General features: G+C 44.3%; 18 protein-coding genes. 15 read left to right on the forward strand and 3 right to left on the reverse strand.

Annotated features, from left to right (window positions below):
• The first annotated feature begins 7 nt into the window (after nt 1-7).
• From ABC765_RS04880 to ABC765_RS04910, 7 genes are read left to right on the forward strand one after another with little or no spacing between them, the layout of a single operon-like run.
• A complete protein-coding gene (locus ABC765_RS04880) occupies nt 8-1,936 on the forward strand; it encodes a conjugal transfer protein (protein WP_347963525.1) in 1,929 nt (642 codons plus the stop codon).
• Complete coding sequence (locus ABC765_RS04885) at nt 1,936-2,217, forward strand: hypothetical protein (protein WP_347963526.1); 282 nt, start codon at nt 1,936-1,938, stop codon at nt 2,215-2,217. Before ABC765_RS04880 ends, ABC765_RS04885 begins: the two co-directional genes overlap by 1 nt.
• A 14-nt stretch (nt 2,218-2,231) precedes the next feature.
• Nucleotides 2,232-3,446: a phage tail tip lysozyme gene (locus ABC765_RS04890; protein ID WP_347963527.1), complete on the forward strand. Its 1,215-nt coding sequence runs from the start codon at nt 2,232-2,234 to the stop codon at nt 3,444-3,446.
• A gap of 11 nt (nt 3,447-3,457) precedes the next feature.
• The gene (locus ABC765_RS04895) at nt 3,458-4,030 is read left to right on the forward strand and encodes a hypothetical protein (protein WP_347963528.1); all 573 of its coding nucleotides are present in this window, start codon (nt 3,458-3,460) and stop codon (nt 4,028-4,030) included.
• Between the two features lies 1 nt (nt 4,031).
• Nucleotides 4,032-4,685, forward strand: coding sequence for a hypothetical protein (locus tag ABC765_RS04900; RefSeq protein WP_347963529.1), 654 nt, complete (start codon nt 4,032-4,034; stop codon nt 4,683-4,685).
• A gap of 17 nt (nt 4,686-4,702) precedes the next feature.
• Nucleotides 4,703-4,861: a hypothetical protein gene (locus ABC765_RS04905; protein WP_347963530.1), complete on the forward strand. Its 159-nt coding sequence runs from the start codon at nt 4,703-4,705 to the stop codon at nt 4,859-4,861.
• On the forward strand, nt 4,861-5,505 hold the full coding sequence (locus ABC765_RS04910) for a type II CAAX endopeptidase family protein (protein ID WP_347963531.1): 645 nt from the start codon (nt 4,861-4,863) through the stop codon (nt 5,503-5,505). The genes ABC765_RS04905 and ABC765_RS04910 overlap by 1 nt, the downstream gene beginning before the upstream one ends.
• Nucleotides 5,506-5,548: 43 nt before the next feature.
• On the opposite strand, the gene ABC765_RS04915 is transcribed toward ABC765_RS04910, so the two are convergent.
• Both ABC765_RS04915 and ABC765_RS04920 read right to left on the reverse strand, forming a co-directional pair.
• On the reverse strand, nt 5,549-6,172 hold the full coding sequence (locus ABC765_RS04915) for a Fic family protein (protein WP_347963532.1): 624 nt from the start codon (nt 6,170-6,172) through the stop codon (nt 5,549-5,551).
• Nucleotides 6,169-6,585 (reverse strand): helix-turn-helix domain-containing protein, encoded by a 417-nt coding sequence (locus ABC765_RS04920; RefSeq protein ID WP_347963533.1) that lies wholly within the window; start codon nt 6,583-6,585, stop codon nt 6,169-6,171. The genes ABC765_RS04915 and ABC765_RS04920 overlap by 4 nt, the downstream gene beginning before the upstream one ends.
• A gap of 1,544 nt (nt 6,586-8,129) precedes the next feature.
• On the opposite strand from ABC765_RS04920, the gene ABC765_RS04925 reads away from it, so the two are divergent.
• The 5 genes from ABC765_RS04925 to ABC765_RS04945 all read left to right on the forward strand — a co-directional run bounded on the left by ABC765_RS04925 (nt 8,130) and on the right by ABC765_RS04945 (nt 19,153).
• Complete coding sequence (locus tag ABC765_RS04925; protein WP_347963534.1) at nt 8,130-9,347, forward strand: ParM/StbA family protein; 1,218 nt, start codon at nt 8,130-8,132, stop codon at nt 9,345-9,347.
• Between the two features lie 11 nt (nt 9,348-9,358).
• The gene (locus tag ABC765_RS04930; RefSeq protein WP_347963535.1) at nt 9,359-9,730 is read left to right on the forward strand and encodes a hypothetical protein; all 372 of its coding nucleotides are present in this window, start codon (nt 9,359-9,361) and stop codon (nt 9,728-9,730) included.
• A 55-nt stretch (nt 9,731-9,785) separates the two neighbouring features.
• Nucleotides 9,786-13,898, forward strand: a complete 4,113-nt coding sequence (gene cas9 / locus ABC765_RS04935; RefSeq protein WP_347963536.1) for a type II CRISPR RNA-guided endonuclease Cas9 — start codon at nt 9,786-9,788, stop codon at nt 13,896-13,898.
• Nucleotides 13,899-14,495: 597 nt separating this feature from the next.
• Nucleotides 14,496-15,158, forward strand: a complete 663-nt coding sequence (locus tag ABC765_RS04940; protein ID WP_347963537.1) for a Fic family protein — start codon at nt 14,496-14,498, stop codon at nt 15,156-15,158.
• A gap of 260 nt (nt 15,159-15,418) precedes the next feature.
• Nucleotides 15,419-19,153, forward strand: a complete 3,735-nt coding sequence (locus tag ABC765_RS04945) for a restriction endonuclease subunit S (protein WP_347963539.1) — start codon at nt 15,419-15,421, stop codon at nt 19,151-19,153.
• A gap of 88 nt (nt 19,154-19,241) precedes the next feature.
• Here the strand turns inward: ABC765_RS04945 and ABC765_RS04950 are convergent, their stop codons facing one another.
• Nucleotides 19,242-19,532 (reverse strand): hypothetical protein, encoded by a 291-nt coding sequence (locus tag ABC765_RS04950; RefSeq protein WP_347963540.1) that lies wholly within the window; start codon nt 19,530-19,532, stop codon nt 19,242-19,244.
• A 1,050-nt stretch (nt 19,533-20,582) separates the two neighbouring features.
• Here ABC765_RS04950 and ABC765_RS04955 point away from each other — a divergent pair.
• The 3 genes from ABC765_RS04955 (at nt 20,583) to ABC765_RS04965 (ending at nt 24,324) form a co-directional block, all read left to right on the forward strand.
• A complete protein-coding gene (locus ABC765_RS04955; RefSeq protein WP_270638049.1) occupies nt 20,583-20,804 on the forward strand; it encodes a hypothetical protein in 222 nt (73 codons plus the stop codon).
• A gap of 540 nt (nt 20,805-21,344) precedes the next feature.
• Nucleotides 21,345-23,282 (forward strand): N-6 DNA methylase, encoded by a 1,938-nt coding sequence (locus ABC765_RS04960; RefSeq protein ID WP_347980862.1) that lies wholly within the window; start codon nt 21,345-21,347, stop codon nt 23,280-23,282.
• On the forward strand, nt 23,266-24,324 hold the full coding sequence (locus tag ABC765_RS04965; protein WP_347980863.1) for a restriction endonuclease subunit S: 1,059 nt from the start codon (nt 23,266-23,268) through the stop codon (nt 24,322-24,324). The genes ABC765_RS04960 and ABC765_RS04965 overlap by 17 nt, the downstream gene beginning before the upstream one ends.
• The last annotated feature ends 130 nt before the right edge of the window (nt 24,325-24,454 follow it).

Genomic DNA, 24,454 nt, shown 5'->3' on the forward strand with positions numbered 1-24,454 from the left:
GAATCCAATGAAACGAAAAGAAATTCTACGCTTAACGCAGGCGGGCTATGATCTTGACTTTCTGGCGCGGATTCAGCCGCAAGGCAATTTAAAGCGGCATGCGCGCTACCTGGAAATGGGCGACGGATACGTCACGTGTCTGCGCGTCTACAAATATCCAGCACACGGACTGATGCCGTTTTGGGGCGTGCCATTAACCAATAATGATGCAACCATGGCCGTGATCAGTCTAGGTACGGAAGACCGGACGGAAATTCTGAAGCAGCTGTCACGATCCGCAACGGAACAAAAAATTCGAGTTTCCGGCAAAGCTAAGGAAATGGATAACGTAGAAGCGTCCGGTACTTACATGGACCAAATGCGGCTGATGAGCCAGATCTCGCAGGCTAATGAGGTCATGAAACGCGTCTACATGCGTATTTTTGTCTATGCACCAACACTAGCCGAACTTGAGAAGCGGACAAAACGGCTGATTCGGGAAAACGGCCAGTTTATGATGGCTCGATATGCTGATGAGCAGCTTTCTGATTTTGAGTCGATCTTCATTCCAACGATGAGTGAGCAGGATATGCTTAATCACCCGGTTGGTGTACCAATTTCGGCCCGCTCAATGTCAGGCTCCTATCCGTTCAACCACGTCAAGCTTGAGGATCCAAACGGCTCCTACTACGGCTATACACGGACTTCTGGCGAGGTTATGTTTGATCCGTTTCAGCGGGATCGACACCGGACGCGTTCCTTTTTCTTCGTGACGGGGAATGCCGGTATGGGTAAGTCAACCCTGCTGAAAAAGCTGAACGACGATGTTTTTGCAAGAGGGGCCTACATTCGCAACTTTGACGTCTCCAGCGAGTATACAGATCAGACGCGTGATCAGAACGGCGTCATCATCAAGCTTGATCAGCCGGAAAACATGATCAACCCGTTTGAAGTCTTTCCTACAGTGGTAAATGACGATGGTACGGTCGACGAGATCAACTCCTTTGCCCAGCACGTAACCAAGCTCAAGAACTTCTTCAAGTTTCTGAGCGAGGACGCCAACAGTGACGATATGACGATGCTAGACAGCTGGATTCAAGATTTCTACATTGATCAGAACCTCTGGGTCCGCAATCCGCAGCAGAACGCGCGATCAATGCGCATTACGGGTCTGGATCACGATATGTACCCAACGCTGCGAGATTTCGTGCTGTACGCGAATGAACGTCAGCGAAAAGCGGAACGTGATCCGCGTATGCGACTGACCAGCAACATGGTGACGTCAATGAACCGAATCACCTCTACTTTTGCCAACATCGAGGAATCCAAGGGCGATATGTTTGACGGCATCACCAGGTTTCCTGATCTGACGAACGAACAGGTGGTAACGTTCAACATTCAAGGGCTACTGGCCCAAGGGAAGCCGATTTTTAACGCGCAGATCTACTCGGTCTTGACGCTGTTATCCGCTGATATCATCAAAAACGGTATGAAGCTTCGCCAGCAGCTGAAAAACGGCACGTTGGATATGTATTCGATCCCTTGGTACTACCTGAATGTGGATGAGGTTGAAAACATTATCAATCCAAAGTTTACGTTTGGCGTTGAGTTTTTGGCATCAATGATGGAACAGATGCGCAAAAACTTCTGCGCTATCACGATGGCCGCACCGACGATCAAGGACTTGATCATGAACGGCAACTCGCATGATCCGTACGTTTTGGCCGTGCAAAAGATTTTCTCGCTGTTTCAGATTCGCTTCTTCTTCCAGATTTCTGATGACGATTTACCGCGTCTGCAGATGGCACTGGGCGGCTCAACTACGACTGATGAGCTGCAGGGGCTGACCAAGCTGGAAAAGACGGAGGTTCTGATGAATATCAACGGTGATCGCAATGTGCAGTTTAAGGTTGAGATTACGCATGACGAGGAACGGCGGTATGGAGGTGGCATTTGATGGCAATTCGATCACGAGTCCAACTGCGTAAAGATGCCGAACATAAGCGCCAGTCTGAGATTACCGATAAAGCGGTGCGGAAGGCAGAGAAAAATCACCTGGTCAAACACCCGATCAATCGTTATCGGCGGCTGCGCGATGATACCAATGCAGCCGTTCAGAAACGCAAGCAGCAGCTCTTAGATAATGAGCGCGTCCCCGACTACCAGAATGAGAAGCTGAAATTCATGCTGATCGCACTGGGCATTATGGCGCTGATTATGCTGCTGTTGCTGATCTAAGGGGGCGGGATTTTTTGAAGAAGAAAAAGTATTGGATTATTGGCGGTGTTGCTGCAGGTCTATTGCTGTTGCTAAGTATCATCATGGCTATGATGATGATGCTCAGCAATAAATCATGCAAGACCGGTGGCACTGCTGATATTGGTGGAGGCAGTACCGGTGGCGGCGGAGCCTGGACGCAGGTGGGAACCGAAGCCTATAAAAATGCAGAAGCCACGTTTAAATCCTGGACCGAAAAAGGTATGAGCGGTGCACAAGCTGCCGGCATCGTCGGCAATATTGGCGGGGCTGAAGATACCGGGTTCGTACTTAATCAAGCTGAAATTGGCGGCGGAACTGGTGGTGGCCTCTATCAATTCACCCCAGCCAGCAAGTATCTCAACGATCCCAAATCCGATAAGTCGTGGTCCGTTGAAAACCAGCGAGACGTAGTGATTGACTTGGAACCGGCAACCGTTAAACAGTTTTTTGCCGACACAAAGGGCGGTTCGCCTGAAGATGCGGCAACCGCTTGGATGAATTACTATGAGCGACCATCTGCTGCAGCCAGAGCAAATACGAACAGTGCGCGACGGGCGGCCGCACGGACTGCCTATGAGCTGTTTGGTGGTGCCAACATTAGCGGTTCAGACTCAATCTTAGGCGATGCCGCAGCAACGGCTGATGGTGGCTCTAACGCGCAAAATGATGAGAACCAGTGCAGTTCTTCAAGTACTGGAGCTGGTGGTGACTGGGGCTGGCCGTTTGCGTCAATCAAAAACAACAATCCGGCAATTTCCGGTGAGCAGCTGTTTGGCCATAGTACGAGTCGGACGGGTAACTTCCACGATGGCGTCGACTTTGGCGATGCCGCCTATGGCGGGCAGGAAATTAAGGCCATTCACGGCGGAACCGTCTATAAGATTGGCCACAAAGGGGTTACGCAAAACGATTTAGGCTACTACGTCTGTGTCAAGTCTGATGATGGCTATTACGAGGTCTATCAAGAGTTTGCCTTCTCAGATAGCCAGGCCGCTAAGTACATTAAGGTCAAGGAAGGCGACACGGTTAAGACCGGCGATACGATTGGCACCTTGCCTAAGTCCGGTTCCGAAACCAGTCCATTGGTCAATCACGTGCATATCGGCGTTTCCAAAAAAGAAATTAGCGCTGCTGAAAGCTCAGCGTTCCGCAATGACGGTACGTGGCTGGATCCGGTACAGCTGATCAAGGACGGGCAATCAAAGTAGGGGGTTAGATTTTGAAGAAAAACGAAATAGTGCTCTGGGCAGTGGCGATTCTTTGTGCCGTCTTGGTGGTAGTCAGCATTCCTGATACTACCAAGCTAAAGACGGTTAACGCGCAGATTCGGCAGACGCAGCTGAAAAAGAAGGCCGTGGCCACGCAGGCAGTGATGAATTCACCGTATTCAAACGAATTTGATTTAAAAAGTGCCGAACAGCATGCCGAAACAACGCTGAAAGGCGCAATTGCCAAGGAACTTGGAGACCTGCACTCCAAAAAAGATTATCAAGCTAATAAAAAACAGCTGCAAGCCGCACTTGGCAAACAGCTGACAACGGAACTGATCAATCTAAACGAGGATCCCAACACGAAAAAATGGGTAATTACTAAAAACGATGCCACAATGGTTGCATTCGGCAATGCCGACAATGTCAACAAGGTTCCAGTCTATGTAACAACAGAGTTTGAGCAGCAGGGCGGGACGAAAAAGCTCTATCTGATCACCTTAAACTATGATCTGGAAAATCTGAGCGTCAACTCATATCAGATTCACGTCATTACCAGCAGCAAAACGAATGGAGGCAATTAGTATGGAACAAAATAAGAAATCCACACTGGCTGCCGTGCTGGTGATCTTTATCAGTCTAGTCTTGCTGGGAATCTTTAAGTATCAGCAGAACGCTTATGATCAAAAGCTTCAGAAAGCGCAGACGGAGTTGGCAACGGAACAAAAGGCGCTTAAACAGGCGAAGAAGCAGGAACAGCGAAAGCTTCAAGAAAAAGCGGCTACCGGTACAGCGGCGCAACAGGATTCTGCCAAGCAGGCCAAAGCGGAAAATGAAGCCAGCACGCAGGCGGCCAAACTGTTTAAGATCTTATTTACCTACAGCTCGCAAGCAGACTGGGCTGCACGCAGCGCTCAGGCTAAATCGCTGGTGACGGATACGATCCTAAACGACAAGACCTATTTCAATGACGGAAAGGACAACACGGGCAACAGCATCATTGACACGATGAAGCTGCAGTCCAGCTTTATCAGCGCCGATACGCGCGTCAGCCTGATCAATGAAGAGGCCAATACGGTTGACTGTGTTTCAGTCGTTAAATATGCCGCACAATACGGCTCAGAGCGTTCTGCAACGACTACCGTTGTCTATACCAGCACGTATGATTTGAACCAACAGAAGTTTACGAAACTGCAAAAGCTTGGCACTACGATGGTTGACGCGACGACGGATCAATAGAAAAGAGGAATTGATTGATGATCAACAAACAATTGACGCAGGTGCAGAAGGCCGATTCGGCTGTTTACGAAACGCCTTCCTGGCTGGGCCGGCATATTTTCGGACTGCTGCTGGCGGCAACGGTCGCCACCTTCGCAGGGACAATCACGGCTTGGGCACTGGGGGCGTTTAATTGATGACGGAAGATACGACGCAACGAACGGACTGGACGATTGTTATCAGCTATTATCTGATCTGGCTTGGCTCGTCCCTGCTTGCCGGCAAGACTTCTTATCTCAGTTCCTACGCAATGGCCGGGCTGGATACGGTCATGCTGATCGCCATATTTTGGCGCTCTAAGGAGCTCAAACGGCCAATTGATATAAATCTCCTTAAAGGTATTGGCTGGGGCTTAATCGCGTGGGGAGCCGTCCTGCTGGCCATGCTGGGAATCAAGGCATTGACTAATAATACAGTTGGCAGCAGCAATACCGGCCTCATACTTCATATGATGCGCAAACAATGGCTGTATACTATCTATATCGTGATCGTGGCGCCATTGCTGGAAGAAATTGTGTTTCGGCAGTGTCTTTACCGACGGATTGATACCTGGATGACCAAACACTGGCCTGGCATGCTGCCTAAGGCCCAATTCATCGCAGCAGCATTGGTCGTGGCACTGTTCTTTGCCGCCATGCACGGGGACACGTCGCTATGGGAATACGTGCTGATCAGTTTGGTGCTGCAAGGATTATATCAGCGATATGGCGATTTACGCGTCAGCATGGCCGCGCATCTGGTGTTCAACTTAACGACTCTGATTGTTCTGACTTGTTTATAAAAAAACAGCGTTATACCGGGAAATTCCTGATATAACGCTGCTTTTATCTTTTGTGTGATTGTTTCTTTTTTTGATTATATAGATACTGAAATGCGATATCTTTAGTACGAGTATTTTTTAAAGACAGCAGTTTGGAAATTTTTCCAACATCTGCATCGTTCAATGCTTCAATCATTTCATCATTATGCCTTGGATAACAAATAATTTGTTGATGATTTGCGGCAAATGATTGAACGAAAAGCTTTGTTGACCGGCCATTACCTTCCCTAAAAGGGTGAATATAATTGAGTTCATCAAGAATAACTGCATATTGCTCCGCAGATAATGTTTTAATTTTACTAGCATTTACTAATAAATTATCAATATTCTGGATTGCGTAGCCAAAACGATCTGGTTCAAGAAATGTGTAGCCGTTTTTAGATAAATTATAGTTCCTAACAGTTCCAGCCCATTCATAAATATTTTGAAAAAGAAATTTATGAATTTTAATTAGATTGGCAAATGTTTTGGGATAAGGGCGAGGCTTTCTCTGTAGATAAAACAATTCATGTTTAGCAACCTCTTTGTATTCATAATCTTTTAATGCTTCAGCATCTAAGATATTGAGTTTGTTTCTTAGAGTTCCGTTGGGGTATAGAAAAAATTTTTCTAATTCATTATCGTTCATTGATCATTACCAAATATTTCCTGATATTCCTTTTCAAGCTTAGGATCCGGATGTTCTGCACTATCTACTAAGAATAGTATGTCTTCAGTTGTTGGCTCCCAGCCTTCCAAAACGTTGTTTTGTACAACAAATCTAATATTTTGGTATAGCTCTAAATCATTGATTTTAACACCTTGGATGGTTTGATATTGGTCATTAATTTCTAGAGAATATTGACTTTTTTGCAATCTATCTAACAATTTACCTGGACTTTGATGTAGAACTTCTGCGATTGCATTTAGTATACGGATAGACCAGCTTGAGACGGGCTTTTTAATTGCTTGATTAATGGTTGCTAAGCTAATACCACTTGCTCTAGCTACATCACTTTGAGTAAGGTTATTTTTTTGTAAAATTTCTTGAATCGTTTCCAAAATGATCACGTCTTTCTGTTTCAAATATCATATTTGTATAAATTATATCATATAAAAGATAAAAAGAAAAAGGCCAGCACTTGGCTGACCTAACCACAAGAAACGTGGTACTCGATTAATGGAACCCTTAGTACCATTAGTAAAAGCAAAGGTGAAAGTTTGCGCCGTATTCAGGTTATCGCCCACGCCTGTTACCACTTGCGGACCCCGGGGCAGCCGGCTACCCGATCAAGTCTCTTCTTGATCCTCTAATTTAGTCGCCTTCTATTGAGTAACTGTATTCTAACATGTTACAAACAAAAGAAAAAGCCTGCGAATTAATCGTAGGCTTTTGTTCTGCTCATTGAGTCGTGGAACAGAGAGGACGAGAGTATACGCCGTATTCAGGTTACGCCTGCTCATGTTTCCAATACGCAGACCCCGGGGCAGCCGGCTACCCGATCAAGTCTCCTTGATCCTTTAATTTGCAGGTCCTTCTTCTTTACTGATTAATTCTAACACAATGAGTTTTAGCATGCCAGACTGAATCTAACCTCGTTCCAACCTTGGAACGAGGTTGATTTTTTTAGATGGCGAAACTTGTCGACAACCAATTTTTATTTATAAAGAAGTCTGGAAGCTCAGCAGTCAAAAAACTTTCTTTAAAAATAATGACTCCGAAGCTTCCTGAATGTGTTGGGGGACCTGCGGGTGTCCGTGTGCAATTCGCATTCCTAACTGAATATTTACAGGCAAGAAGAGCAATCTTTTTCGATTGGCCATCGTTAATTGCCGCTCAGCAGCGACTCTGCGCCGTTAGCCACCCGAAGCGTCCGTGATTTCGAAGCACACACGGAGTGAAGTTTACCTAAAGAGCAAACAACACCCGGAGCAGGAATTGTAGTCAACAACAGGTATGCGACACCTTCTGCCACAGCAGGCGGTAAAAAAGTGGCTGGATGTCTCGGAAATGCAACAGACCATCCTTTAGATCAAACGCGTTTTTCATGGGTTATCGCGAAGTTTTGCTCGAAATTGTAGTAGAGCAATCGTACGAATCAACTGTATGATCTGAAGGAGCAAGGGCGAGATGAGCTTAAACGGTTTGCCGAAATTTAAGTCTTAATTGCTTAATATTGCTAAATATTAAGATGTTATTGAGAAGTAAAAAATAGGGGTGTAATGGTGTGCGCACTTTTTGCCGCAGATAGGCAAGGTGCGCAGGTACCCCAGGGGGTGGCTTGAGGTCAAGCCATAACGGGGAAGTTAAGTATAAGTGGGCTTAATGGCAGGCAAGCTGTAGAGGCTGCAGGGTGCTGATATTAAGGGACAAGGGAAATGCGCACTGAATAGCAAGCAGGCTAGATAGCTGGATAGAGCTGCTAGAGAGTAAACAAGAGACCTCGCGCCAGAGACGACGCGGGCTATTATCAGATTTAAATATGTATAATATTATTTTATATATCTTTTATTTGAAAATACCCTTGTAATTAAAACTAGTCGTATATATAATAGATATATAAAATAATATAACAAATATACGTTAACTATTTTGAGGTGATTTTATGGAATATATTTTGAACGTAGCAAATGATTTAGGGTATGGCTCAATCAAAGCAACCTTAAATGATGAAAAGGTCAAGATGCCATCGGTGATTGCCAGCGAGAAGCCGCAGGATATTACGGAACCGGTATCGTTTGATGATCAAGAACAGCAAGCGGCCTACATGAAAGACTTTATCAATAAGATGGACGTATCGGTTTCAAGCTCAGTCGTAACCAAGCAGGGTCGTTATTTGATTGGCCAGGCAGCGGTTAACAGCAATCTGCCATTGACGGCCTTTGACGTTAACGATTTCGCCGGTAAGAGCGACGATGATCTGGCGATGGTCCTGACGCTAAGTCTGATTGCCGGCAAGCGGGTCAAGGACGCCTTCTTCAACAGCGAAGACCTCGGCGAGACGCTGAAGGTTACGGTCAACATGGCCACGGCACTGCCCGTTGCGGAAGGGAAGAATACCGGTGTGATTGACCGCTATAAGAATAAGTTTCTAGGCAAGACGCATACGGTAACGTTCCACAACTTCAAGGATCCAATCACGGTAGCCATCAAGTTCCGGTCGGTCTACGTAGCTTTGGAAGGCGAAGTAGCGCAGCTGTATATCAAGTACGCTGATAAAAAATTCAAGGAAACGCTGGTGGCCGACTTGAAAGCCAACTACGCCGATATGGCCGAAATTACGGCTGATGATATCGTCCAAACACAGAACGTGTTGGGAATCGATATCGGCGAGGGTACGACTGATCTGGTTATGCTTGTGAACAACCTGGTCAACGCTAAGGCCTCTACGTCGCTGGCCAAAGGCTATGGCAACGTCCTGCAGCTGGCCAATGACGTTCTGCAGAAACAGCAGATGGGCTTGTTCGATAGCCGGGCTCAATTGCAGAAATATCTGGCCCAGCGCGTCAGTCCATTCGCACGCAAGCATCAGCAGCGCGTGCAGAAGGTCGTTTATGAACAATTGGATCCGTTCGCTGACGAGATTGTTACCGCAGTCTCAAAAACGATGCGGGCGGCTAACGCTCAAGCAGAACTGATCTATGTCTACGGTGGCGGCTCGATCCCAATGGCTACGCAGTCCAGTCTGCGAACCAAGCTGGCGGAGAAGCTGCGCCGCTTTACCGGTGGCGATGAGGTGCCGATTATCTGGATCGCGCCGGAATATGCTCAGTTTCTAAACGAAAAGGGCCTGGAACTGCTCTTGAGTGCAATTTCTGAATAGGTGGTGATTGAATGGCTCGAAAAAACTATAGCTTCGGCTTTCCGGTCGGCTCAACGGCCTATGAATGGCTAGAAGCGCAGGACAACAAAACCTTGTCGCTAAGCCTGGCAATCGATTTTCTCGTTCAAGTGTATGGCAAGGGCGATTTCATGCAGGTTGTGATGGGTGCCATGGCCAACAACGTGGCAGATCCGGCTGATCTGCTGGCAGAAAAGGTCAATCAGATGAACCAACAGCCGGATCCAAAGCAGTCGGCTTCAGAGAATGCTTCTGAAGAAACCACAACGCCGGTCAAAAAGTCACCGGAAGCTAAGACGCCCAGTGGACCAGTATCAGGCAAAAAGAAGATTGACGTCAGCATGCTTTCCACGGAGCAGAACTAAGCAGAACAGTGGCAATCAGGAGACTGGTTGCCTTTTTTAGAAAGAAGGTTTTTTAATGACTACTAGCAAAGATTACAGTCTGGCATTAAGCATTGCATCAGATCGCATCGGCTATGCCGCAATCGACAATAACTTTAAGGTGATTCATCGTGACCGCAAGCGAGTTGTAGGCGTCAGCAAGTTCACACCGGGCGAGACGGCTGAAGAAACCCGGCTGAAACGCACCAGTCGCCGCAATACGGCACGGCGTCGGCGGCGAATCAGCTATCTAAACGATTTTTTCGCGCCGCACCTGGCAAAAGTCGATCCAGACTTTCTGCACCGCCTGAAGTACTCTTTCGTCAACAATGAAGGCCTGTTCAGCGAACCTAAGCTGACGGCTCAATATTTTCAAAAGTATCCTACGATCTACCACCTGCGCCAGGCGCTGATGACGGAGAAACGACAATTTGATCTGCGCTTGATTTATTTGGCCATTCATCATCTGGTCAAATACCGGGGGCATTTTCTAAGCGATCTGCCAATGGCTAGCTTTGCGGAAGATGACGCACTGGATCTCGATGTCTGCCTGCAGACGATCAACTCACTGCTGGCCGCGGATCCTGCCACGGCAATGATTGAGCTGAATGCTGATACCAAAACCGGTACGCAGCTGAAAACGCTGCTGCTCGATAAGCAAGCGAAAAAAGGGCAGCTTAAAAAAGCCGCAGTAGAGCTTTTGATCAACAGCAGTGAAAAAGGCAAGCTGCTCAAGCTGGAAAAACAGGCGGCCACCGCAGTCGTCAACGCCATTACCGGCGACGACTTCAGTATTGATCAGCTGTATCGGCCGGAAACGCCAACTGGCATCAAACTTAATTTCGGCTCCGAAACGTTTGATCAAGACGTACTTGAACTGGGCGATCTGCTTACGTCGGAACGGCAAGCAATTCTGCAGGTGCTGGAACGACTGTACAGCCGTTTAACCTTAGAACGACTCGTTCCGGACGGCAAAAGCATTTCGCAGGCTAAGATTGAAGCCTACGATCGCTATGATCAGCAGCTGCACGTACTGAAACGCTTCTGGCTGGACGCTGATCTGAAAGACTATCGAATCCTAAAGGACGCCTATGACCGCTATGCCGGCAAGAAGCGCAATGCTAGACCAGACAAGAACCTGACGCGCGAACAGTTCAATGATGTGGTCAAAAAGGTCTTAAAACAGCAACGCTATCAAGCAGTTCCGGCAGCTCAGCAGCTGCTTGCTTGGATTGATGCCGATAATTTTCTGGTTAAGCAGCGGATTCGGGAAAACAGCGCCATTCCGCACCAACTGATTCAGCATGAGCTGGACCTGATTATTAACAATCAGTGGCAGTACTATCCATTTCTGGCAGAGCCGAATCCGGTTGAAGAACGACGTGACGAAGCGCCTTACAAGCTGGATGAGCTGATTGCCTTTCGGATTCCTTACTACATTGGTCCTTTGACGGAAGCAGGGCAGAACCGCTTTGCTTGGATGATCCGCAAGCCAGACGAAAACGGCACGATTAATCAGCAGGAAATTACGCCATGGAATTTCACGCAAATGGTTGATCAGGCCGCGTCCGCCAATGCGTTTATCCGCAATATGACGGCGCATGATACCTATCTGCTGGCCGAAGACGTACTTCCTAAAGCCAGTCTGCTGTATCAGCGCTTTAAGGTCTTAGATGAGCTGAATACGATTCGAATCAACGGCCAGCAACGGTTAACCGTCGCGCAGAAGCAAAGCATCTATCGTGATTTGTTCATGCAGACCAAGACGGTTACTGTAAAAAGACTGGCCCGATATATGGTCGATCAAAAGTGGTTCAAGGGAACTGACGCTGATAATCGAACCAGTCTACCGACAATCAGCGGTCTAACTGATCCAAAACGGTTTGTCAGTTCTTTAAGCAGCTATTTAGACCTGCGGCGAATCTTAGGCAGTCAGGCAGACAAGCCGAAGCATTATCGTGATCTGGAGCGGATCATCGAGTGGTCAACCGTTTTCCCCAGCGGTCATATCTACAAGGAAAAGCTGAATGAGCTGCACTGGCTGGGCGTTATGGAGCGCAGTCAGCTGGCGGGCCTGCACTATGCCGGCTGGGGACGGCTTTCGAACCGACTGCTGACCAAGCTGTATGACAACGAAGGACGATCGATCATGGATCTACTCTGGCAGACCAATCAAAACTTCATGCAGATCATTTCCAAACGGGTTTTCCAAGCACAGCTGCAGGCAGAAAACGCGGCCTATCTGAGCAATGATACGCTGGATAGCGTGCTGGACCGGGCCTATCTTTCGCCAGTCAATAAAAAGGCGATTCGTCAGGCACTCTATGTCATTAACGATGTGCAGAAATTTATGGGGTCTGCGCCCAAAACCATCAGCATTAATTTTGTCCGTCAGCAGCAGCCGTCAACTGCTTCAAATGAGCGCAAAAAGAAGCTCCAGAAGCTTTACGATGCCTTGCCAGGGGAATTTGTCAAACAGCACAAAGAACGCTGTCAGAAGCTTAAAATGGCGCTTAAACAAACGAAGACGATTGATGATCGCTTGTATCTGTATTTCCAACAGTTCGGTACGGATCTCTATACTGGTGGAAGCTTAAATCAAGACGATCTTGATCTTTATGCGGTCTCACCGATTCTGCCTATGAATCTGACCAACGATGACTCAATGAACAATAAGGTGCTGACGGCTCGGAAAGTTGCTGCTGCAGATTGGACGACGGTCCGTACTAAACGCCGGCAGCTTTGGGACGATCTGGCACGGGCGGGACTGCTGCCGGTCTACAAGAAAAACCGCCTGCTGCAGGATCCGCAGCATTTAAGCGATGTTGAACGGCTGCACTTACTGAATCGCGCGCTGAATGAAAAATCTACGGTGGCCAGATTTACGGCAGCACTTTTGACCGATCGCTATCCGCAGGTTGAGGTCATCGAAGTACGGCAAGCAATGATCAATCAGCTGCGCAGAGGGTGGCAGATGCCACGCATGCCATTGATCAACGACTACGATGCCGGTATGGACGCCTACCTAATTGGTGCGGTTGGTCAATACCTGTATCAGGCCTATCCGAAACTGCGCAGTTTCTTCGTTTACGGCAGATATCAGCGCACGCCGGTTGACAGTGAGCTGAAGAATCGTCAGTTCATTCGCCGCCTGCGCGACTTAAACCTGCTATATCCGCTCGTGGCCAAACGCAAGCCGGCAACATTAAGCAGGGAACGGGAAGTGATGGCTGATCAGATTGCAAGAGAAGCACGAATCGTTTACGGCTATCACTACATGATCGTGCACCAGATGGCCACGGAGTTCAGGGGCGCCTTGTTTGATGCCACCAAGGTCTCACACTTGAAAGCCACTGACAAGTTCATTCCGCTGAAGAAGGGCCTGCCAACCACTATTTATGGCGGATATGCCAAGAGCAACATGGGCTTTATGACGATTCTGCGCGTTGAGCCAAGTCAGCGTCAAAAACCGGCCTACCTGCGTGTGCTTGGAATTCGGCGGATCGATTCTGACCGCATCAATCAGCTGCTGGCAGCCAACCGCCGGCAGGAGGCAGAACAGGCCATCATCAAAGCCGTACAGATCTATCTGACCAAGGGAGAACGGCAGAGCCGGCTAACGGTGGTCGTGCCTAAGGTGCTGCATGGTCAAGAAGTCAAGACAATGGCCGGCAGCTATCAAATGAGCAGCTTCAAGTACAAGCGCAGCAGCAGTCAGCTGATTTTGACGCCGCAGACGCGCTGGGAGCTGTACCAGGCAATGGCTGGCCGAATGGACGATGAACAGGCTGAACGAGTGCTACTACAGGCCTATGACGAAATTCTAAGCCAGCTGGATCACTTTACTCTGTTCATGCAGGCAGGGAACCAGCCAGCGCCGGCCGAACGCTTAAAAGCCTATCAGCAAGTCTTTGAGCAATTGCCATTAAGGAATGGTCTCAAGGGATCCGACAAACTGACGATCTTCCGGAACATCTTGATGAGCCTGCATGCCGATGCGTTCTTTGCTACACTCACGGATAAGCAGGGACGGCCGATTATTAAGAATTTTGGACTGTTTTCAACAACAGCAATCAGTCTGCCGATTGGAACCAAACTCTGGTTCAGCTCGCCGACTGGCCTGCACCGCAGCTATAAATCATTAGGATAACTCAAAATCAAAAAGGCGAATCGCTCCTGCTGGAACGGTCCGCCTTTATTTAACGACAAAACAGCCGCTAGAATCATCTAACGGCTGCCTGGCTGGCACAAGGTTGATTGTATTCAAGTCAACCACCATCGGCTAAAGTCGATGGCTTGTGGGCAAACACCCCAGTATTGAGTATCTGAACCACAATTTGCATAGATACAGACGATTTACTCAAACAGCCACGGCTGCTTGAGCAGTGATCATCTAATTACCAATGCCTTTTACGTCCCCAGGTTGCCATAGGGACGATATATCTCATTACTATCTACAAGTATTCTATCATAGTAGGCCTATCTATCCCATGACTAAAATCACGGGATTTCCGGCTAGACATAATTAAATAGTTTGAGTATACGGTACTTCAGCTGATTAGGCAACCGAAAGCTAACGAAGATCAGCCTCGATAATCTCAACGTCGGAGTTCTTGCCGGCCAAAAAATCCTGGTATTCCTGAAGCGATTTTTCGATAATCGAAGTCATAACCATTCCCTCTTTCCCTAAACCTCAGCGTTTGCCTTAATATTATAGATAATTATACCTGCAAATAAGGAGAATTTTATGTTAGAAGATAAGTTTGAGCTGACCAAAGATCTAAATAGACGTTTTGCGAGAAGTAACTTAACCCATCTGGTTTATATCACTTCACGGTTTGAAGGTATAAAGGCGACTCTTTCCCAGACGCAAATGATAATCGATGGATTAGGGGTTGATGATGTACCTACTGACGATATAAATATTATTGTTCAACTGAAACGAGGTTGGCAATATGTAATCAACTCTGATGAAAAACTTGATTTAGATTTTTTAAAAAACGTAAATCGAATTGTAGCATTAAACGAATCTTTGGCACCAGGCGAGTTGAGAACTGGTGAAGGAGGAGTTGATACCGAATTAGGCGAATATAAGCCGCCAATGGTTAATAGTGAAGCAGAAGCAGGATACTTGAGCGAGTTATTGGCAAACAAAAATAGTTCAATAACTGATAAGTCGTTAACTCTGATGTATCACTTAATGCGGAACCAAATCTTTTGGGACGGCAACAAGCGAACCGCAACATTAGTCGCTAATAAGCTTATGATCGACAATGGGGCTGGGCTAATAAGCGTTCCGCTTGATAAGTGGCCGGAATGGAATAATTTAATTGCCAAGTACTACATGACGAATGATATATCAAAATTAAAACATTGGACTTACGAGAATGGCATTGAGGTTCATATATAGATAACGTACTGAATCGTATATATGATCCCGATATAAATCTGATAGTGTATAATCATTACTGTATAAATACTTTACATTCGAGGTTTGATTTATGAACAACTCAACTCAACTCAACTCAACTCAACTCAACTCAACTCAACTCAACTCAACTCACTGATTATTTAGCTCAGCGCTTTTTTGTCAAGCAATTTTTCGGGGGTTCACTGACTGTTTCAGTTAGTGGATCCTTTTTTGCTGCCGCTGGAAAGGCGGTGGCATAAATGGCAAATGTCGAAACTACAAAGAAACAACTTAGAGAAATGGGCTTTTCACCAAAAGATGGTGTGGAAAATAAGTATGAATATGCCCTCTACTATAAAGATCAGTATGTAGACACAATTACGGTGGATTTTAACGAAAAAAAAACAGGATTAGTTAATTGGGGACATGTAAAATCTTTAGATCGTAAGACGAGTTCAGTTTTAAATAAGCCAGAGTTTATAATTCAATTATTTTGGTATATTAGACTGATTAAATCAGGATACAGGCCGGAAAATATTGCGATTGAAAAAGCAATTCAGTTAGGGAGAAAACCTGCGTATATTGACTTAGTAGTATTTTCACCTAGTGGTGTACCATTTATGGTCTTAGATGTTAAAACTCCTGGAAAAGAATTTAAACGAAATTCAAAAGAATTAAGTAGAAGTCAAGGACAGATAGCAAGTTATTACGCACTAAGTTCCAATCTGCAGTATGTGGGGGTAGTTTCTGCCGACTTTAACGACACGTATATTAGTCCTGAACAATTTATAGTAACAACTTCTGAATGGAAAAAATATGGAAGCTTAGAGGAATATGTACAAAATGGTAACGTACATATTCTTAATGAAGCCTTTGAGATATCTCCATCTATCTTGCCTTATAGTTTGGAAGGAATTCAGAGAAAACCAAAGGACCTTATAGATTTGGATGAGTCTACTTCCTCATTGATGTTTCACAATTTTCTGAAAATTCTTAGGAAGCATGGAATTTCTGATAAAACGAATGCTTTTAACAAAGTGCTGAATCTATTCGTAGCTAAAATTGTTGATGAGTTTAATACCCCTGAATCAGAAAATTTATCTTTTCAGAAGCGAAATAATGAATCACTAGAAGATTTGTATGCACGGATTGAGTCTTTATACTCACAAGGACTACGTGACTTCATTCAAATATATATCGACACCGATAAAGATATGGATGAAATTAAGCAGCTTATTTCTACGTTTGCTGGAACCAAGACGGACGATTTAATAAAGAAAATAGAACATTTACAGAGTAAAACCAACTCTGACTTTCAATTTAAAGATGTTTATGATGAAAAAACATATCATGATAATTTAATAATCCTTAAAGAACTGGTAGACCTTATAGCGCCGTATAAACTAAAATATGCGAAAAAACAACAATTTTTAGGCGACTTTTTTGAAAATATTCTATCCAATGGATTTAAGCAAGAAGCGGGCCAATTCTTTACACCAGTTCCTTTAGCGAAGTTCATGGTTGAATCATTACCACTAAAAGAAAAGACTAATCATATAATGAATGATTCAATGACTCGGCAGCTCTTACCAGAGATGATCGATTTTGCTTCAGGTAGTGGACATTTTCTTACTGAATATATGGATCGTATGCAACGTATAATTTCTAATATAGATATTACCGGTCTATCGAATGCCAATAAAAAAATGTTCCAACAGTTTAAGACTAATCCATTCGAATGGTCGAGAAATTATGTTTATGGGTTGGACGTTGATTATAGATTGGTAAAAACGTCTAAAGTTAGTACCTTTTTGAATGGTGATGGTGATGCCATAATCCGTCGGGCAAACGGATTAGATTCATTCACCTCGCCAGATTATGTAGGCGATTTACATGTTGACAAGAAGCAATATGCAAATCCGGTTTTCGATGTTTTAATCGCAAATCCACCGTATCATGTCGATGAATTTAAATCTGAACTACCAAATCTAGAAGAGGATTTTAAATTAGGCAGTCTAATTACGGAAAACAGTTCAGAAATTGAAGCTTTATTTATTGAAAGAGCCTCGCAGTTATTGAAGGCGACAGGTTTGATGGCAATTGTTTTACCTTCAGCTATCCTAAATACAGAAAATAAAATATATGTTCAAGCCAGACAGATCTTATTACAGCGATTCAAGATAGTTGCAGTAATGAAGAATCCAAGTAGGTCTACTTTTGCGGCAACCAAAGTCGAAACAGTTACAATTTTTGCAATTAGGAGAAAGGATGCCGATATAAGAAGGATTCAAGAGGATATTGAACACTTGTTAAATGGGACTTCTATAAATGACATTACCCTTAATGGCAATGAAAAATGTATTAGTTCTTATCTAAGAGAGGTTTTTGGAAATAACTTTGGTATTTCTGACTACGAAAAGCTATTGAATGATACCTATGATGGGGAAAACCAAACAGCTAACGACTATCTTAAGCAATATAAAAAATTGAAAGAGCCATTAACTAAAACTGAGTATATAAAGCAAGAAGAGATTACTAGACTACTAAATTATTCTTTATCAATGCATGAATGTGTCATTATACAAACACCAGATAATAAGAAAGATGAAGAAGAATTATTATTGGGTTATAAATTCAACACTCGTAGAGGTCACGAAGGAATTCATCCAAGAATTAAAAATTATTCAATTGAAGATCTTACGCTTCTATATGGCAGTAAGGGTAATTTCTTGAATAAAGTTGTTCACGATGCTTTCTTAGGGAAAGCTAAAAGTACCGTAATTGATGATGTCGCTAAGCCTTACTTCAGAGTTACCAGGTTAGACAAACTATTGGATTTTAGTGTTAAGGACAACACGTTTAAAATTTCGCTTAATAAAGCTCTTAAAGAAACTGTTTCAGATTATGGCGATGAAGGAACAATCTCACTAGAAAAAGTTGCGGAACTTCTAAATGGTGATGCCATAAAAGCATCAGCGGTATCCCCGGGTGAGATACCGGTTATTGCAGGTGGCAGGGAACCTGCATATTATACGGCTGAGCCAAATCGTCTAACTCCAACAATAACGGTTTCTAAAAGTGGAGAATATGCCGGCTACATTGCATACCATAGTGATCCAATATTTGCATCAGATTGTTTTACCATTACTGCAAAAGAAGATTCGGGATACACTACTTTGGATCTATACTATCTGTTAAAAAACAAACAGGATGATGTATATTCTTTTGCTACAGGTTCAGTACAGAAGCATGTTTATGTTAAAAACATGGAAAGATTCAAGATACCGAATGTCAAAATACAAAAAGATAAGGTTACAAACCTTATATCAAAGCTCAAAGCAACAGCAGACGAACAGAAAAACTTATCTATAAAATTGCAAAAATTACAAAGAGACCTGCTTGGTTCCATTGATGCAATCTACACCAAGAATTCTGATAAGTTAATTACACTAGGGGAGTTGGAATCAGAAGGTATTATTAAAGTAAAAGGCGGTAAAAGGATTCCTAAAGAGTATGACTATGCTCCGTTTAAAACCAATCATTTTTATCCAGTAATTAGTGATTTTGAGAATAATAGTATTAACTTAGAAAATGCAAAGTATATTGATGATGAGACATTTGATCACATTAAAAATTATATATTAAATGATTCTGATGTTTTCATTTCTGCTGCTGGAACTATTGGAAAAGTTGGTATGATTCCGCGTTTACAAGATAAAAACGTTACTATCTCTTTAACTGAAAATGCACATAAGATTGTCACAAAAAATCCCAACAAGATTAATAGTCGATACCTTATGTTTATACTGAACGCAACTCAAGTGCAAAAATCAATTCTTGATTCGATAACAAAAACAGGTACACCAAAATTAGCCATTGATTCCTTGAGAAATATTAAAATTCCTTTTATATCGCAAGAAGAACAAACTAAGATAGCTGGCGAATTAAATGATATTAATGATCAAATTGCCTATGATCTTACCTTGTTAAAATAAATGTTATACTTTATGTAGGCAGTATTGCCTAGCGTATCAAAAACGCCTCACGGTCAATGATCGTGGGGCGCTTCTTGTATTGATATAATTAATTTTTGACGGTCTGCCGAATGCGGTGCCACTTGAGCGTGTCGCCCAGCAGGACGATCAGGGAGATACCGCAGGCGGAGGCGTATTGACTCTTGAACAGCTGCCAGCCAACCAGGATCAGCAGCAGAATGTTCAAGCCGGTAAAGATGGCGTTGAGCTTGAGCCAGCTTTGATAACGCGGGCGGTTGAGCTGCTTAAGCTGATCTAAGAAGCGCTCGGTCTGGCTGGCAAGCGCATGATCCAGGGCCAGAATGGCCAAAAACAGAATGATTTCAATGATAATTGGCATGATGTTCTCCTTGTTTTAGGGTAAAAGAAAAGGCCAGCACTAAGCTGACCCTGACCGCAAACCGAGTGCGGTACTACATATGAAAAGCTTGGGCGTTTGCCCTTGCGTGATTTTTACTTGGGTATCACTTCAGCTATGCTCTACCTTGGTAGTTATAATAGCATGAATTTTATCGAATATCAATATGATATTGATTAAAAAGCTAAAATATTATTTTAGCAATTAAATGAAGTGATACCGATCAAAAACAAAAGTACTGCCTTTCTTTGTGTTTAACGCGGTAGTAACATAGCTGAAATGACACCCGTCAAAAACAGAAGGAAGATTCTTTCTCTAAACTACGTTGGTAAAGATATAGCTGAAATGGTACCCATCAAAAACTATTCGATCGCATTCCTGCTTAGCGTTCTAGGTAAAAACATAGCCGAAATGATACTCATCAAAAACAAAGGGACTGCTTCGCTCCCCTTGACCCCTGGTAAAGATATAGCTGAAATGACACCCGTCAAAAACTACCGATCTAATCGATCCACGCATTCCTCCGGTAGTAACATAGCTGAAATGATACCGGTCAAAAACCCGTATTTGCATCGTCCGTGAAGCAGTTTTGGTAACGACATAGCTGAAATAACACTCATCAAAAACATTGATTGTTTTTTAGGGAAAGTTCCTTCCTTTAAATTTGTTTTATGGGAAGTTTTTTTCTCTTACTTGGTAGCGGCATAGCTGAAATAATACCGGTCAAAAACTGCAGAGTATTTCTTGCTCAAAGAATGCCAGGTAAAGATATAGCTGAAATGACACCCGTCAAAAACCAACATTGTTCTGGACGTTGAGCAGGTAAAGGTAAAGACATAGCTGAAATGGCACCCATCAAAAACCATTCAATGCTAATTAATATTTAATTTATAGCAATTATAAAGCGTAAATATTAATATTGCCAGCGTTTGTACTGATCTTTTTGATTAAAATTCTTTAATTGATATAATTCGGCCATAAATGCTATACTATTGGTAATATTTTATATTGATATTTAGGAAGGAGCAGAAAATGGCAAAAGAAAAAACGGAAAGAACCGCCTATTCGTTCCGCTTCGTCAAGGACAGTCAGACGGTGGCCTGGCTGAACGCGCAGGAAAACCGGACCGTCTCGCTGGATCTGCTGATCAAGATGGCAGCCAACAAGTACGGCAACGTCGATCTACCAACGCTGCTGGCCAAGTGGGCGATGGAGCACGAAGGTTCCGATGCAGAATCCGAAAAAAAGAAGTAAAAGAAAATCAGTCAGTCTTCAAGCGAGGACTGGCTGATTTTTGCTATATATAGATTGAATATGGATTGTACTGAATCATATATATGAAAGCAGCTACTAGGTGAGGTCCATATATGTGTCATATATATGCTAAATATATATTGTACTGAATTGTATATATGGAAGTGACGACGAGGGCGGATCTATATATACGTCATATATAGATTGTACAGAATCATATATACGAGGGCGGTATCAGGATGGGGTCATATATATACCATACAGAATTATATATACGTTGCTGCTAGAAAAAAATGATAGTGTATAATCAATTACTGGATAAATACTTACATTCGAGGTTTGATTTATGAATAATTCAACTCAACTCAACTCAACTCAACTCAACTCAACTCAACTCAACTCAACTCAACTCAACTCAACTCGCTGATTATGTAGCTCAGCGCTTTTTTGTCAAGCAATTTTTCAGGGATTCACTGACTTTTTCAGTTAGTGGATCCTTTTTTGCTGCCAATGAGACGCCTTGGAAGGCAGGTGTCTCATTTGGCTAAAAAAGAAGTAAGAACCGACTTGTGGGTAGCTTCCCAGCTTCAAGAAGCCGGAATTAATTTTGATGCGCAGGGATCCAACGTGAAGGAAATTAACGATGCCCTAAAGACTGCCTCAAAACGCGGGACGGGTCAGGCCGGCTACCCGGAGTACGTTGCCGTTATCAAAGACTACGTGCTCGTAGTTGAGGATAAGGCTACACTGGATAAGCAGAAGCAACTGGACGAAAACGGGATTCTTGCGATGGACGTCAAAGCCGTAACCGACTATGCCGTCAACGGTGCCTATTTCTATGCCAAACATATCGCGCAAAACAGCACCTTTAAGAAGGTCTTTGCCGTTGGCGTGTCAGGCAGCGAAAAGCATCATAAGATTACGCCGCTTTATGTTGATGATCGCGAAGGATATAAGGAACTGCCAGACCTTGAATCTTTCGTCTCATTCTCGCCGGCCAACATACGCGAATACTACACACGCTACGTGCTTGAGGAGCAGACGGACGTCGAGAAGACGACGGCGCAGATTTTAAAGGACGCGGCTGAGCTGCACGAGTATCTGCGTACGTACGGGACGCTGAAAGATCAAGACAAGCCGCTGGTCGTTGCAGGAATCTTGCTGGCGCTGGATGAGATTGAATACGGCGGCTTCAATATTGATAGTCTGACGGGCGATCAGACGCCCGGCATGTACGACGGCGATAAGCTGATGAATGCCATTAAAGGACGCCTGACACGTTCAAACGTGGGTCCAGATGCCAAGAAAGACAAGCTACTGGCCGAGTTTTCAATTCTTCAGACCAGTTTCCGCTTAAATGAGGTCAACGAAACGCTAGGAAAAACGCCATTAAGATACTATACGGAATTTCTGTACGATCGCGTCTTTAAAAGCATCAAGTACCAAAAGACCAGCGAGGACTTCATCGGACGGTTCTATGGCGAGTTCATGAGCTATTCCGGCGGCGACGGTCAGACGCTGGGCATAATTCTTACGCCGCATCATATTACGGATTTAATGTGTGAGCTGACGAACGTGCAGGCAGATGACGTCGTTTTGGACCCAACCTGCGGAACGGGCGGATTCCTGATTTCAGCCATGCACCGCATGCTGGCGCTGGCCGAGTCGGATCAGCAGCGGAAGAACATCAAGAAGAAACAGCTCCATGGTTTTGAGCTACAGAGCAATATGTTTGCCGTTGCCTGCACTAATATGATTCTGCGTCGCGACGGCAACAGCAATCTGGAGTGCTGCGACTTTCTTGCCAAAAACCCGGCGCAAGTGCAGCTGAAGGGCGCAACCGTTGGCTTAATGAATCCGCCATACTCGCAAGGCACCAAAGCAGATCCGTCACAATATGAGCTTTCCTTCATTGAGCACCTGCTGGATTCTTTAACGATTGGCGCCAGAGCCGCGGTGATCGTGCCACAATCCAGCATGACGGGAAAATCCAAGGCGGAAAAGGACTTTAAAGACTCAATCATGGAGAAGCATACGCTGGAAGGCGTGATAACCTGCAATCCAGATACCTTTTATGGCGTGGGAGTCAACCCAGTCATTGCCGTGTTCACGGCTGGGGAGCCACACCCGGCAGACAAAATCTGCAAATTTATCGATTTTCGCGATGATGGCTATGAGGTGCGGGCACACGTTGGGCTGGTCGAAGGCGATTCTGCCAAAGACAAGCGTCAGCATCTGCTGGACGTCTGGAACGGCCGTACCGAAGCACCATCAAAGTTCTGCGTTGAATCTACCGTCAAGCCTGATGACGAATGGTTGCACTCATTCTATTATTTCAATGACGAGATTCCGACTGATGCCGACTTTGAGAAGGCTATTGGCGACTACCTGACGTTTGAGTTCTCCATGATCATGCAGAACCGTGAGTATCTGTTTGAAGACAAAAAGGAGGGGAATTTTGATGAAGAAACTCGTTGAAAAAGAGTGGAATAATTATAATGTATCAGAAATTTTCTCTAAAATTCAGCGCGGCAAGCGATTGAAAAAAGCTGATCATGTTCCAGGTGCAGTACCATATGTATCTTCTACAGCAAACAATAATGGTGTGGATAGTTTTATTGAAGCTGTTCATGGAACAAGGATCTTTAACGATTGCATAAGTCTTGCTAACAGTGGGAGTGTCGGAACCGCTTTTTATGAACCATTTAAATTTGTGGCAAGTGACCATGTGACTAGTCTGAGGAGAGAAGATACTTCAAAAGAAAGTTACCTTTTCCTATCTGCAATGGTAGAGAAGCAAGGGGTAAACTTTAATTTTAATCGAGAAATTAATGACTCGCGCATCAAAAAAATGCAGCTTATGCTTCCTGTTGATGATTTGGGCAATCCTGACTATGGTTACATGACGCAGTATGCCTCCGAAATAAGGAGGGGTATGCTCATGCGGTATAGGATCTATGTTGCTAGCCAGCTTGCTCAGTTGGAATACAAGCAAATTGCTACTCTTGATAAAAAGGAATGGAAGGAGTTTCGGCTTGGTAAGCTATTCGAAATTAGTCGTCCAAAAGCCAGAAACAAGGACCACTATGAAATGGGCGATATACCGTTTGTTGCGTCGGGCGCTACAAACAATGGTGTGATGAAGTGCTGTAAACCCCATATGGATGAACAGCTTGATGCAGGTAACTGCATTACAGTCAGCCCCGTTGATGGGAGTTCTTTTTACCAACCAATAGATTTCCTCGGACGTGGTGGAGCCGGTTCCTCGATACTTATGTTGCGAAATAACAACTTGAATTTATTTCGAGGTGAGTTTATGGCACGTATGGTTCAGCAGACGTGTTCTAAATACAGTTACGGTCACATGGGCAACAAAGACAGTATTAAGCATGAGCGGATCATGCTTCCCGTTAATGCTACTGGAGAACCAGACTACGAGTACATGGAACAGTATGCTAAGAACATGATGCTTAAAAAATATCGACAATACCTGGAATATCTGAAAGGCAACATTAATTAAAAGAAAATGAGTCAGTCTTCAAGCGAGGACTGGCTGATTTTTGTCATATATGGACTGATATAGATTGTACAGAATCATATATATGGCAACAGTGTCGAGGCGAGGCTCGTATATGCTCTATATATGTACT

Source organism: Limosilactobacillus sp. WILCCON 0051 (assembly GCF_039955095.1).
In the GTDB taxonomy this organism is placed as follows: domain Bacteria; phylum Bacillota; class Bacilli; order Lactobacillales; family Lactobacillaceae; genus Limosilactobacillus; species Limosilactobacillus allomucosae.

Excerpts from the sequence above, each read along its gene's own strand:
- ABC765_RS04880 (WP_347963525.1), top strand. The coding sequence starts at position 8 with ATGAAACGAAAAGAAATTCTACGCTTAACGCAGGCGGGCTATGATCTT.
- ABC765_RS04885 (WP_347963526.1), top strand. The coding sequence starts at position 1,936 with ATGGCAATTCGATCACGAGTCCAACTGCGTAAAGATGCCGAACATAAG.
- ABC765_RS04900 (WP_347963529.1), top strand. The coding sequence starts at position 4,032 with ATGGAACAAAATAAGAAATCCACACTGGCTGCCGTGCTGGTGATCTTT.
- ABC765_RS04905 (WP_347963530.1), top strand. The coding sequence starts at position 4,703 with ATGATCAACAAACAATTGACGCAGGTGCAGAAGGCCGATTCGGCTGTT.
- ABC765_RS04910 (WP_347963531.1), top strand. The coding sequence starts at position 4,861 with ATGACGGAAGATACGACGCAACGAACGGACTGGACGATTGTTATCAGC.
- ABC765_RS04915 (WP_347963532.1), bottom strand. The coding sequence starts at position 6,172 with ATGAACGATAATGAATTAGAAAAATTTTTTCTATACCCCAACGGAACT.
- ABC765_RS04925 (WP_347963534.1), top strand. The coding sequence starts at position 8,130 with ATGGAATATATTTTGAACGTAGCAAATGATTTAGGGTATGGCTCAATC.
- ABC765_RS04930 (WP_347963535.1), top strand. The coding sequence starts at position 9,359 with ATGGCTCGAAAAAACTATAGCTTCGGCTTTCCGGTCGGCTCAACGGCC.
- cas9 (WP_347963536.1), top strand. The coding sequence starts at position 9,786 with ATGACTACTAGCAAAGATTACAGTCTGGCATTAAGCATTGCATCAGAT.
- ABC765_RS04940 (WP_347963537.1), top strand. The coding sequence starts at position 14,496 with ATGTTAGAAGATAAGTTTGAGCTGACCAAAGATCTAAATAGACGTTTT.
- ABC765_RS04945 (WP_347963539.1), top strand. The coding sequence starts at position 15,419 with ATGGCAAATGTCGAAACTACAAAGAAACAACTTAGAGAAATGGGCTTT.
- ABC765_RS04950 (WP_347963540.1), bottom strand. The coding sequence starts at position 19,532 with ATGCCAATTATCATTGAAATCATTCTGTTTTTGGCCATTCTGGCCCTG.
- ABC765_RS04955 (WP_270638049.1), top strand. The coding sequence starts at position 20,583 with ATGGCAAAAGAAAAAACGGAAAGAACCGCCTATTCGTTCCGCTTCGTC.
- ABC765_RS04965 (WP_347980863.1), top strand. The coding sequence starts at position 23,266 with ATGAAGAAACTCGTTGAAAAAGAGTGGAATAATTATAATGTATCAGAA.